Source organism: Psychrobacter sp. S4(2024) (genome assembly GCF_036861305.1).
GTDB lineage: Bacteria > Pseudomonadota > Gammaproteobacteria > Pseudomonadales > Moraxellaceae > Psychrobacter > Psychrobacter cryohalolentis.
Map to the genome: position 1 here is coordinate 182,805 of NZ_JAZAQR010000002.1, position 13,612 is coordinate 196,416.

Here is a 13,612-nt window from a genome sequence, read left to right on the forward strand (position 1 = left end):
TATCAAATAATAAAAACGCTGCCGTTACCTCAAAGTATTGCCGAATATATAGCACTTTACTATAGCGTTAAACTACTTTAAAAATAGATACTATTAAGGATACTTTATGTCCGCTACAGCTCAGTCAAACGCCAATTTTATTACTCAAATTACTGACCTTGCTGATTGCGTCGGTCAAACGCCATTAGTCAAATTGCAGCGCTTACCTGAACAAGAGCAGATTGACAATGGTGCTATCATGCTAGCCAAGCTTGAAGGTAATAATCCTGCTGGTTCTGTCAAAGACCGCCCTGCTTTTAATATGATTTATCAAGCGGAGCTACGCGGTGATATTAAGCCGGGTGACATGTTGATTGAGGCAACCAGTGGCAATACTGGTATTGCATTAGCCATGGTAGCGGCTATGCGTGGCTATCCGATTACCTTGTTTATGCCAAGCAACTCAACCCAAGAGCGTAAAGATGCCATGACGGCTTATGGTGCGACGCTGATTGAGGTAGAAGAAGGGATAGAAGCCGCGCGCGACATGGCATTACAAATGCAAACGGACGGTAAAGGTATTGTCTTAGATCAGTTTAATAACCCTGATAATAAACAGGCGCATTATCTGACTACAGGTCCTGAGCTGTGGGCGCAAACAGGCGGTAAAATTACCCATTTTATCAGCTCTATGGGTACCACAGGCACCATTACCGGCGTGGCACAATATCTAAAAGAACAGAATCCTAACGTCAAAATCATCGGGCTACAGCCTGATGAGGATGCAGCTATCGCTGGTATCCGCCGCTGGCCTGCCGCTTATATGCCAGGGATTTTTGATGCCGAATTAGTCGATGAGATTATGGATATCGATCAGCGCGTCGCTGAGGTTTATATGCGTAAGCTTGCTAAAACCGAAGGGATTTTTGCGGGCGTCTCATCAGGTGCAGCAGCATGGGCAGCCACACAAGTTGCTAAGGCAAATCCTGATGCCGTCATTGCCTTTATCGTCTGTGACCGTGGTGATCGTTATTTATCGACCGGCTTATATAATGTTGATGATAGCTTAGATAATGTAAACTAAGATAATTTATAAATCGCTGACAATGTCGTTGATGCGGTCAGTGCGTTTAATGCAGTGTAGTAAGACAATAATCAGGTAGAAACCTCTATGTCACAAGCTTTTTCGTCTGACCCTATTTTGGTTTTTGATATTGAAACGGTTGCAGATACCGATGCTGCCCGCCGTATCTATCCGCAATTGGCTAAGCTCAATGATGCAGATACACTCAGTGCGTTAACTGCCATCCGTATACAAGAAGCCGGGCATGATTTCATGCGTTTGCCATTACAGCGCATTGTCTGTATCTCTGCTCTATATATTAAGGATGGTACTTTTTCATTATTTTCCCTTACTGCAGACAAATTTAGCGAAGAAGAGATTCTTGCCAAGTTTTTTCGCGCCTTTAATGATATTGCAAAACTGCCTAAACTGATTAGCTGGAATGGTTCAGGTTTTGACATTCCTGTACTTATTTATCGTGCCATGCAATATGATTTGGCAGCGCCTTGGTTATTTGAAGAAGGTGAGCGTATCAAAAACATGCGTTTTGATAACTATGTCAATCGCTTCCATACGCGCCATATTGACTTGATGGATCGATTTAGCCAATACGGTGCCAGCCGCCGCGAGGCTATGGATGTCGTTGCTAGCTTATATGGCTTGCCCGGTAAGACAGATGTTGATGGCAGTATGGTCGGCGAGCTTGTCAGCAATAATGACTGGCAAACGCTGTCAATATATTGCGAGTCTGATGTGATGAATACTTGGTTAATATACCTGCGTTGGCTGCGCCTGACCGGTCAGCTATCCTTACCAGATTTTGCCGTTTGGCAGCAGCAAAGCCGTGATTATTTAACCAAATTTACCCAAGTAGATGGCACGCCACGTCATCAGGCATTTTTGAATGACTGGCTTATCAGCTAGCAATTTTAGCCAGTTGATATATTGATGAACGATACATGTAAGCGGTGATTATAGTTTTATAATCACCGCTTTTTTACTTTGTGAGCGCCTAATACCTTGGCAGCTTTATATGTTAAAATTGCTATTATTTTTAACACCTTCATTTTATAGGCAGGTTTATGCAACCCACCGATTCAAAGACGCTTACCAACGTAGATGTAACCGAACAGGCAAATGAGACGCAAACGATTACGATTCCGCCTAGTAAGAAAAAATCTAAGCCATCATCAAAGACGCGTCGTCGTCTAAAAGATGCTGAGCCACTCCCCTTTACCATCGATGGCTTGTCACATGATGGGCGCGGCGTTGCGGTATACGGTAATGGCTTTGGTGAAACTGATGGTCATATCACAGACAAGCATGGCAAAAAAATCTTTGTCAGCTTTGCCCTGCCAGGTGAAAGTGCGTTGGTCAAGATTACCAATAGCCGCACGAGCTTTGAAGAGGGCGATGCGGTGAGCATCACTGCCAATCCAAACCCTGAGCGCGTTGTACCACCCTGCCCGCATTTTGGTGTTTGCGGTGGCTGTAATTTGCAGCATTGGCAGCCAGATGCACAAATTACATTTAAGCAATCTGTCCTTGCTGAGATGTTGGTCCATCAAGCCAATGTGGCACCTGACCATTGGCTTGAGCCAGTAGTCGGTGATCGCCTTGGTTATCGTACCAAAGCCCGACTGGGCGTACGTTATGTGGTCAAAAAAGAAACGGCTCTGGTCGGCTTTCGCGAGCGTTCAAGTAATTTCTTGGCAGAGTTAAATGAGTGTCATATCTTAGATCCGCGTATTGGCTTTGAGATTGAAAACTTAAAAACCCTTATTAGTATTTTAGATAGCCGTGACAAGATTGCTCAGCTTGAGTTGGCAATGGGCGAGCATTTACCAGAGCTGCCTGATGGCGATCAGCCAGTCGCGCTAATTGTGCGTAATCTTGAACCGTTATCAGATGGTGATATTGATAAGCTAAAAGTATTTTTTGCAGCACGTAATTGGCAGCTGTATCTACAATCAAAGGGTGCGGATAGTATCCAACGTATTGCCTTGAGGGATACAGATGATTTAAGCGAGCAGTTTGGACGTTTGTATTATCAATTACCAGAGTATGATTTGACGTTTGAATTTATTCCTACCGATTTTACCCAAGTTAATCTGTCGGTGAATCGTCAAATGACCAAGCTTGCTTGTGACTTGCTTGATTTAAAAGCAGGTGAACGCGTTCTAGATTTATTTAGCGGTTTAGGCAATTTTAGCCTGCCTCTCGCGCGCTTGGTTGGTGAAACCGGCTCGGTCGTTGGTGTTGAAGGCAGTGAAGCTATGACTGCACGCGCCGCTGATAACGCGCGCCGTAATGGCATTAATAACACTGAGTTTTATAGCCAAGATTTGACGCATGACTGTACGGACAAACCGTGGGCTAACCAAGGGTTTGATGCGCTGCTTATCGATCCACCGCGTTCTGGCGCGTGGGAGATTATGCAATATTTGCCTAAGTTTAACGCCGAGCGGATTGTCTATGTCTCCTGTAATCCTGCTACACTTGCTCGCGATACCAAAGCATTGCTTGAACAAGGTTATCGTTTGACTCACGCTGGCGTCATGGATATGTTTTGTCATACTGGTCACGTTGAGTCCATCGCGCGCTTTGAAAAAGTATCTGCTTAAACCGTATGTAATGGCAGAGTGTAGTATTAACCTATGATTTTTAGAGGCGTTAATAGCTGCAATTTAAGAATGATATCTGCGTTACTCGCACATGCGGCTAACGCTATCATTACAGAGCCTTGCTTGATTTGTCATCGCAACATGCGATAATAATAGTCACTGTTTTTATTATTTATAAAACATAGTGAGTCTAAGCGCTCATAATTCTATGCAAGATCCCTATAATTGATTTTATAGCTGCTAAAAAATGGATTTTTTAGCGGCTGTATTGATTTATAACTGACCATTTATCGATAGCAAGCTCATGTTTAGCTCTAGCATTGTAGATGGCGTTATTATCAAGTCAAAATAGCTAAGAGGAGTGGGCAATGGTAAAAATTCGTGAAGGATTACCGCTGGTAGATGGACAAACCACGCAAGCCGACAGTGCAACTTTGGCAGCGCAACTGGTCGCGAGTCAACGCTCGCACCAGTCTGCCAATAGCTATGCTCAAATCCCACTAGATATCAAGTATCAACTTGCCACTCATAAACTCCATACTACCTTTGATCGCTCTGTTAATTACGCCTACTACAGTCATGACTCAAATCTTGAAAATGACTATCTAAGGGATAAAATCCTTGATGAATCCGAGGCGTTTTCACAGCAAGAGCTTGAAGCGTTAGATTTAAATCAAATCAATATTGATGTACCTACTTGGCTTGATAATGTTGCAAAGCGTATTGGGCAAGATTCAGTACCCAATCTTAGCGCTGCCTGTGCATTCGTCCGTAATCACATGAATACCAGTGAATCGGAGCGTTCGGGCGCTTACGTGACTGGTATCGGCATGACTGATATCTTAACTTACCTTTATCAAGACGAAGATGCCCTTGTCGCTGCCATGCTCTATCGCAGTGCGCGCAAATCGATTATTAGTCTTAGCGAAATCGAAAAAAAGTTTGGCACCGATATCTCAACCTTGGTTAAAGATACCTTGGCGATGGGACAACTGTCTGAGATTATCGAAAGCAATAAGCGCTTAGAAGATCACTTCGTAAATAATCAGCGGGATCAATTATCGAATATTTATAGCATGCTGATCTCAGTCACCAACGATGTTCGAGTAGTACTGATTAAGCTTGCTGAACGCACTTTTGCTATGCGCGAGCTGACCTTTTCCAATGAAATTCGGCAAGCTCGCGTGGCGCGTGAAGTCATGACTATTTATGCGCCATTGGCACATCGCTTGGGTATTGCCCAGCTGAAATGGGAGCTTGAAGATTTAGCCTTTCGCTACCTTGCCCCTGATCGTTATAAAGAAATTGCCAAACTATTATCAGAAAAGCGTAGCGAGCGTGAGTCTTATATCCAGCGTGTACAAGATAGACTGAACGAGTCTTTAGCAGAATCTGGTATTGAAGGCGAAGTTTCAGGACGCGTGAAGCACATTTATTCTATTTATCGAAAAATGAAGCTTAAAGGATTGTCTTTTGATCAGCTGTACGATATCCGTGCGCTGCGAGTATTGGTCACCACTCCTTCAGACTGTTACCACGTGCTAGGATTGGTACACGGGTTATGGCGTTATATTCCTGAGCAATTTGACGATTATATTACCAATCCAAAATCTAACGGTTATCGCTCACTCCATACTGCGGTCATCGCTGAAAACAAATCGCTTGAAGTACAGATTCGTACTCAAGAGATGCATTTTGAAGCTGAGCTTGGCATGTGTGCCCATGTCAACTACAAAGAAGGGCTCAAAAATAAAAAGGACAATTACCTTAATCAGCGAATCAGTTCTTTACGTCAATTGCTGTCTATCAATAATCAGCCGCGCTCATCTTTATCAACCGGTGATGAATTAGAGGAAGTTGAATATGATGAAGAAGAGCAATTGGTTGATTTTGATGAACTCGAACGTATTTACATATTTAGTCGTGATGGCGATATTACGGAGTTGCCAAAAGGCGCGACTGTGCTGGATTTTGCCTATTATGTTCATACGCAGGTCGGTAACCGCGCCCAAGCAGCGCGGGTCAATCAGCGTTATGTACCACTAACTTATCAGCTCAAAACGGGCGAGCAAGTTGAGATTATCACCAAATCTTCACGTGAGCCCAATCGCGACTGGCTAGTGGCTTCACTAGGCTATATTCATACCAATCGTGCCCGCTCAAAACTGCGTCAATGGTTTAACAAACAAGATCGCGATAAGAATATCGAAATCGGGCGTCAGATGCTCAGTAAAGAGCTTGAACGTCTATCGGTACATCCGAACAGCATCGATTTAAACGATTATACGCAACATTTTAATGTCAACAATACCGACGATATTGTGGTTGGTTTGGTGACGGGAGAAATTGGTCTAAATCAGCTTACCAGTCATATCTCTCGTCAGCTGCATTTAGAGCCTGAAAGATCTGAAGAAGATTTTGCTCCTATTATCGATAAAAGAGATTCAGGTAAGCTCGATGCTTACAAAATCCAAATCGATGGCTTGGATAATATTGAAGTTGGCTTGGCAGGCTGCTGTCACCCTGTGCACGGTGAGCCTATCGCGGGCTACATTACTTTATCGCGTGGTGTCAGTGTCCACAATCGTGGTTGCCCTGAATATCTGCGCCTGATTGAACGTGATCCTGAACGCGAAATCAAGGCAGCTTGGAAGATTAAATCTGGTCGCTATCAGCCGGTTGATATTCATATAGAGGCCTATGATAGGCGGGGTTTATTACGCGATTTAACCCAAATTATTGATAAAGAAAACGTCAATATTCGTCAAGTTCAAACTCTGAGCAATGATGATAATATTGCCTTTTTAAAGTTTCATATTGAAGTGTCGGGGCTGGCACATTTATCCAAGTTACTTGCTAAGCTTGAACAGCAGCATGGTATCTTACATGCTCGCCGCGCTGTTGCCTGATAATACCTTTAATTCTTAATAGAGATTTTATAAAATATTATGCCTGAGTTACCAGAAGTAGAAACGACAAAAACCAGTCTGACGCCTTTATTAGGACAAAAAGTCACCAACGTACAAGTCTTTCAACCAAAGCTGCGTTGGTCGATGCCTGATAATTTAGCAGATTTGATTGATTATACATTGGACAGCGTTGAGCGACGGGCAAAGTATTTAATCCTCAATTTTATACCGCTAGCTGATGATGGCATTTCATCTTCTGTTGAACCTAGGAATTTACAGCCGAGACAGCTTTTGGTTCATCTTGGGATGTCAGGTAGCTTGCAACAACACAGTCACGCAAGCCATAAGCGCAAACATGATCATTTGGTTATGAGTTTTATCGGCGCTGACGATACTCAAACTCAGCTACATTATTATGACCCCAGACGCTTCGGCTCTATCTTATGGCTTGAGGATTACGGGGATAAACTACTAAACCATTTAGGACCTGAGCCATTATCAGATGCGTTCACAGCAGAGTATTTGTATTATCTTATCCAACGTAGTGAACAATCCATCCAGACTCAAAACAGCAAATCGTTTAAAAAGCAGCCTATCAAACGAGCCATCAAGTCAGTTATTATGGAGCAGCAAGCTGTGGTCGGCGTTGGTAATATCTATGCCACTGAGAGCTTATACCTCTCAGGCATCCATCCTGCTACTCCAGCGAATAAGATATCATATGACCAAATAGTAATTTTAGTCGCCCATATCAAAACGATTTTACAGAAAGCTATCAAGCTAGGTGGTTCAACACTACGTGATTTTACGGTTGCTGATGGTCAAACAGGTTATTTCCAGCAGACCTTGAATGTCTATGGTAGACAAGGTGAAACTTGTCCGCACTGTGATTCAGTTTTAGAGAATATCAAGCTCAATGGACGTGCCAGTGTCTACTGCCCTGCTTGTCAGCCAATTAATTAGATTCTAGATTTTCCAATATTAATTTTTTTTCAATATTTACTTAAATAGACCAGTTCGGCGCTCTTTAACTACTGGTCATTAAAATAGAGCAATTCATAAACATATCCTTATATGCTGCGCATTTTTGTTGCTTATTAGCCTATATATTGCTTTAATAGTGCTAGCACTTACATAAATAGTGCAAACCATTTATTTGACCGTAATATATACGCTATCTGTCGTTGCCGCAATATTTCTATTTCTATGGAAAAATAGCAGCAGCTATTTACCATACTACTTATGAGTTTTAGGACATCATTATGATTGCTCAGGCTAACACCAAACGCACCGTAAAATATACGCTATCAACTATATTGATAAGTGCCAGCTTAGCTTTTGCAAGTATGCAGCCCGCTTTAGCAGCGATAGAGATTGATGAAACAGATTTTGGTCCCTCTTATGAGACCATGGCTGTAGATACCGTTGTCGGCAAGCCATTACAGTTGATAGCAGCTGTCGCAGGTACAGCCGCTTACATCGTCAGTTTGCCCTTCTCTTTGATCGGCGGTAATGCTGACCAAGCACAGCAGAAGCTCTTTGTTGAACCATGGAATGCCATGAGTCGCTGCTTAGGCTGTACGGTTGCTGAAGACAACTATTACAAATCGCAAATCGTTGATAATAACGTTGTGCGTATCGTCGTTGATCAACCATCAGAGATTATTATTAATACCAATGACTATGTTGTCGTTAGACCCTAAACATAACTACCATTAAGTAATTATAAGAAATCCAATAAAAAGAGGCTAACATGACGTTAGCCTTTTTTATTTTTTAATCTGAAGGTCAGTAAAATGTGTTTACTTATTAATATTGCCAAGCTTGGCGCTAATTTCACGAAGCAATTGCACTTCTTCTGATGGCTCTTCTATCGCTTCTTCTACCTCATCTGCACGGCGCAATCTATTGACCATTTTTACCATCATAAAAATAATAAACGCCAAGATTAGAAAGTTAATCAGTACGGTAATGAAACTACCATAAGCCAATACAGGAATACCAGCAGCTTTGAGGGCATCATAGTTTCTTGCCACGCCTTCGGGCGCATCACCCAGTATCAAAAACATATTCTTGAAATTAATTTCGCCGCCGACGATAAAAGCAACAATGGGCATGATCACGTCCTCTACTAAAGACGTTGTGATTGTAGCGAATGCTCCACCGATGATCACACCAACGGCCAGATCCATCACATTACCTTTTAAAGCAAATTCTTTAAACTCAGATACCATACTCATGTTTTATCTCCTCAAAAATCTTATTGATCATAAGATAAGCGTGTAAATGATGCATCCAACTTGGGATTTTAATAATAACCGTAAGATTACTCGTTTTTTTTAGTAAGTGACATTCGACTATTGTCTTTCTATTCTATGTAAAATGCAACATAGAACAGTGGTATACCAACTATTCTATGTTGCTCACTAGATATCTTTAATGCGAAACCAAATAATGGATAACCACTATTTATTGTTCAATATTACGCACCTTTCTTACGACCATAACGTTTACGCTCACTTTCAGTCAAGTAGCGTTTACGAATACGTATCGCTTTTGGCGTTACTTCTACCAATTCATCATCTTGGATGAATTCAAGTGCTTGCTCAAGCGTAAACTTAACCGCTGGAGTCAGTGTCAATGCTTCATCAGTACCACTAGCACGAACATTGGTTAACTGCTTACCAGTCGTCGGGTTAACTGCCATGTCATCATTACGTGAGTTAAGACCAATAATCATACCTTCGTAAACTTCAAGCTGCGGCTCAGCAAATAATTTACCGCGTTTTTGTAGGTTAAATAAAGCAAAACCTAAGCAAACACCTTTTGCCATAGAAACCAAGACACCGTTTGAGCGAGCACCCACCTCACCAACTTTCTGTGGACCATAATGTGAAAAGCTTGACGTCATGATACCGGTACCTGAAGTCAGGGTTAAGAACTCAGAGCGGAAACCAATCAAACCACGGGCAGGCATTGTCGCTTCAATACGCATACGACCTTTACCATCAAGCTCCATATTGGTCATCTCGCCTTTACGCAAGCCAACCTGCTCCATGATAGGACCTTGATGCGCATCTTCGATATCGAAGACAACATTTTCATACGGCTCTTGTAGCTTACCATCAACTTCTTTGACAATAACTTCTGGGCCTGAAACGCCCATCTCGAAACCTTCACGGCGCATGTTTTCGATAAGTACAGATAAATGCAGCTCACCACGACCTGATACTTTAAATTTATCAGGAGATTCTGTATCTTCAACACGTAATGCTACGTTATGAATCAATTCACGCTCAAGACGCTCACGAATATTACGTGAGGTTACAAACTTACCATCACGACCAGCAAAAGGTGAGTTATTTACTTGGAAGTTCATAGAAACGGTAGGTTCATCAACCGTCAATGCTGGTAATGCTTCGACAGCACTAGGATCACAAATCGTATCTGAGATATTAAGCGAATCAATACCAGTAATACAAACGATGTCACCAGCTTGTGCATCTTCAACATCAATACGGTCAAGACCATGATAACCCATAATTTTCAAAATACGGCCATTACGGGTATTGCCACTTTTATCAATGACAGTTACTTGTGTATTGGTTTTTACTTTACCACGCTGAATACGACCAATACCGATAACACCAACGAAACTATTGTAGTCAAGACTTGAGATTTGCATACGGAAAGGTGCATCTGCATCAACCTGTGGGGCCTGTACAACATCAACAATAGTTTTGAACAGTGGCGTCATGTCATCAGCTAAATCATCAGCTTCTAGACCTGCAATACCATTCAATGCTGAAGCATATACCACTGGGAAATCTAATTGCTCATCAGTTGCACCTAAATTATCGAACAAATCAAAAATTTGATCCATTACCCAATCAGGACGTGAACCAGGACGGTCAATTTTGTTGATAACAACAATAGGCTTTAGACCTTGCTCGAACGCTTTTTGCGTTACGAAACGAGTTTGTGGCATTGGACCATCAACAGCATCAACCACTAGAAGTACGCAGTCAACCATAGACATTACACGTTCAACTTCACCACCGAAATCGGCGTGACCTGGGGTATCCACAATATTAATACGATACTCAGTACCGTCAGTGTTATCTGTCCAACGAATGGCTGTATTTTTCGCCAAAATAGTAATACCACGTTCTTGCTCAATATCACCTGAATCCATTGCACGCTCAGCAATATTTGCACGGTCGCCAAAAGTACCAGACTGATGTAATAGCTTATCAACCAAAGTTGTTTTACCGTGATCAACGTGGGCAATAATTGCAATGTTACGCAGGTGTTTGATATCGTTCGCCATATAAAATGCTCGTTTCGTCTTAAAAAAATGCAGTAGCAGTAAGCACCGCTGGATAAACTTTTGCCATTAACCAGATAAGTAGTATTACGCTATGATTAAGTAACCATACAATAGGTACAGCTAGATAATTAATAGAAGTAAAACATAGACTTATGGTGATGAATCCATCGTACAGATAGCTATGCTAATGTACACTTTGTCAATTTACAAAGTGTTTGGGTGGCTAGTATAGCATTATTACATCATAAATTTATGTAATAACTTACTTTTCTCGATACATAAATAAAAAAAAGCCACCCATTGGATGACTTTTTTTGTAACTAATTAGCTTATTACATAATTAGTAGCTAGTACTTATTGAACAACCATATCTTTAGTTTGTTCAACAGTCATTGTTTTGTCACCAGTGATGATGGCATAAACACGACGGTTCATAGCACGACCTTCTTCAGTGTTGTTGTCAGCGATTGGTTGATCATAACCATAACCAACAGTTGATAGACGGTTTGGAGCAATACCAAATTCGTTAGTCAACATAGATTTCACAGCAACAGCACGGGCTTCAGACAAACGTTGGTTATAACGTGCTGATGGACCAGTTTTAGAAGCATGACCTTCAACACGAGCGGTAGAGTTAGGATACTCGCGCATCTTCTCTGCTACTTTAGCGATTTCAGGTTTGTACTGAGTTTTGATAGCTGATTTATCGTTATCAAAGAATACACGTAGTTCCATTTTCAATTCATCAGTAATATCTACTGGTACTGGGCAACCGCGCTCATCTACAACAACATTCATTGGAGTGCCTGGGCAAGCATCGATGCTATCAGGTACGCCATCGCCATCAGAATCAAGATCAGATTCAACAACAACGATTGGTGGCGTTTGAACATCAGGCTCTTGCATCGGTGGAACAGCTACTGCAGGTGCTAAATGACCACCAAGTACTACTTCTAGACCGGCTAAAGCCATGCCTTCCCACCAGTTTTCGTCAAAGTTATGAATCGCACGAGCTTCACCGCGTAGGCTTAAAGCGTCGTTGATACGGTACATAGCACCTAGACCTAGGTTACCGATAGTATCTTTAGAACCAGTAACGAAGTTACCAGCAGCATCTTCAACTTCAATCTTAGAACGACCAGCACCAACCAATACATATGGCTTTAATGCACTATCAGTATAACCAGTAAACTGCTCAGTACCGATCAAGAAGTTACCAGAAATCATTTCTTGTTCAGCATCATTAGTTACAGTACCAGCACGATTTACAGCATCAGTATTTGATACACCATACTCTACTTGGAACTGAGTAGAAGGAGTCAATTCGATACCTAGTGCAGCACCAGTGTATAAACCATTCTCTTTATAGAAACTATCACCAGTAGCTGTACCCATAGTTGAAAGCTGCTCTTCATCAGCACCTTCGCTATAATGATAACCAAGTAATAATGGGCTGATAGTTACGCCAGCGTTAGCTGCTAGTGGGGCTGCTGTGATGGCAAACAAAGCCAAAGCAATTTTATTTAATTTCATGAAACTTCCTCCAAAGGATAATTTTAGTAGTGCATTAAGCAAAACTATTGCTCAAAAACAAACATCATTTACGAACTTAAAATTACAAAGCAAAACCAATTAAGACGTAGCTTAGCGATTATCAATTCAGTTTACAACTTTTTTCGTAAACCAGCTACACATTATTACACGATAATGTCATAACTAAAACACATTAGCCCGCTTAACTTACTGAGAGCTAACACACTTTACACTCTTTATCTTTTGTATGTTAGGTCGCAATAGATGATGAAACGATTCCTACCTATTGTTGCAACTCATTTTAATACAAGTAGTTAATTTTCTCTATTATTAAAAGCATCTATTCACGAATTGAAACATTCTTTGACAGTAGACATATATTTGGTTTATATTTACAATTATAGAAACAAACAATATTCTACTTATTTCGATTAATGGCTTTTTTTGTTATTCACTATATTAGTAATGCAACTTGATAAAACAAATAGTGACAAGAACAACAAATTTAAAAACACAATGAACATTTAAAACCATCTTAGCTATCCCTTTCATACAGGTGGCAGTCCATTATGGCTATATCATATATAACACTTCCAATATGCTCGAAGGATTCTAAACGCCATGATGAACGTGGGTTTAATTTAGTAGAATTAATCGTAACCATTGCTATCTTAGCTATTATATTAATGATTGCCACACCTTATATTTTGACTCAGTTGGCAAGTATGGAAGCCAGACGTATTGCAAGCCAAATAGACACTACCTTGACTTTAGCAAAAGCTGAAAGTCATATTAGAAGACAGGATTTACTGGTTTGCTTATCTAATGGTGGTGGTCTTTGCCATAGAGACAGCTTTAAAAAGTTATTATTATTCTCGGATAAAAATAATAATAACAATTTTGATGTTGGTATTGATGATTTGTTAGAAGACCAAGCGCTGAACCCAAAATACAGTACTTTATATTTACGGGTCGGTAATAACCGTCACTACACTAAATTTTGGGGCGATAGCGGCAGTCCTCGTGGGCATTTCGGACATATTAAATACTGTCCAACCTCAACCTATAATCACACCATGTACCAAATCTCTTTTAATCAGACAGGCGGTATTACCTACAAACCTAACGAAAACCATCCGACCGGATGTGGTACATAATGATATATCAATATAAG

General features: G+C 41.1%; 10 protein-coding genes. 7 read left to right on the top strand and 3 right to left on the bottom strand.

The genetic code is table 11. The features are described from left to right. Positions 1-106 precede the first annotated feature (106 nt). The 6 genes from cysM to VLA57_RS05730 all read left to right on the top strand — a co-directional run bounded on the left by cysM (position 107) and on the right by VLA57_RS05730 (position 8,278). The gene (gene cysM / locus VLA57_RS05705; protein WP_201530798.1) at positions 107-1,063 is read left to right on the top strand and encodes a cysteine synthase CysM; all 957 of its coding nucleotides are present in this window, start codon (positions 107-109) and stop codon (positions 1,061-1,063) included. Positions 1,064-1,150: 87 nt separating this feature from the next. Continuing rightward, positions 1,151-1,966, top strand: a complete 816-nt coding sequence (locus VLA57_RS05710; RefSeq protein WP_201530800.1) for a 3'-5' exonuclease — start codon at positions 1,151-1,153, stop codon at positions 1,964-1,966. A 158-nt stretch (positions 1,967-2,124) separates the two neighbouring features. Then, positions 2,125-3,666, top strand: a complete 1,542-nt coding sequence (gene rlmD / locus VLA57_RS05715; protein ID WP_333954537.1) for a 23S rRNA (uracil(1939)-C(5))-methyltransferase RlmD — start codon at positions 2,125-2,127, stop codon at positions 3,664-3,666. Positions 3,667-4,034: 368 nt separating this feature from the next. After that, complete coding sequence (locus VLA57_RS05720; protein WP_333954538.1) at positions 4,035-6,575, top strand: RelA/SpoT family protein; 2,541 nt, start codon at positions 4,035-4,037, stop codon at positions 6,573-6,575. 39 nt (positions 6,576-6,614) lie between these two features. Beyond that, complete coding sequence (gene mutM, locus VLA57_RS05725; RefSeq protein WP_133103756.1) at positions 6,615-7,538, top strand: bifunctional DNA-formamidopyrimidine glycosylase/DNA-(apurinic or apyrimidinic site) lyase; 924 nt, start codon at positions 6,615-6,617, stop codon at positions 7,536-7,538. Positions 7,539-7,837: 299 nt separating this feature from the next. Then, a complete protein-coding gene (locus VLA57_RS05730; protein WP_201530806.1) occupies positions 7,838-8,278 on the top strand; it encodes a hypothetical protein in 441 nt (146 codons plus the stop codon). Positions 8,279-8,377: 99 nt separating this feature from the next. On the opposite strand, the gene mscL is transcribed toward VLA57_RS05730, so the two are convergent. The 3 genes from mscL to VLA57_RS05745 form a co-directional block, all read right to left on the bottom strand. Beyond that, entirely contained in the window at positions 8,378-8,815 is a 438-nt protein-coding gene (gene mscL / locus VLA57_RS05735) for a large conductance mechanosensitive channel protein MscL (protein WP_201530808.1), read from the bottom strand. Positions 8,816-9,057: 242 nt separating this feature from the next. Further along, positions 9,058-10,905: a translational GTPase TypA gene (gene typA / locus VLA57_RS05740; protein ID WP_133103759.1), complete on the bottom strand. Its 1,848-nt coding sequence runs from the start codon at positions 10,903-10,905 to the stop codon at positions 9,058-9,060. Between the two features lie 354 nt (positions 10,906-11,259). Continuing rightward, positions 11,260-12,438, bottom strand: coding sequence for an OmpA family protein (locus tag VLA57_RS05745; RefSeq protein ID WP_333954539.1), 1,179 nt, complete (start codon positions 12,436-12,438; stop codon positions 11,260-11,262). Between the two features lie 569 nt (positions 12,439-13,007). Between VLA57_RS05745 and VLA57_RS05750 the strand changes: the two genes are divergently transcribed. After that, entirely contained in the window at positions 13,008-13,595 is a 588-nt protein-coding gene (locus tag VLA57_RS05750; protein WP_333954540.1) for a prepilin-type N-terminal cleavage/methylation domain-containing protein, read from the top strand. The last annotated feature ends 17 nt before the right edge of the window (positions 13,596-13,612 follow it).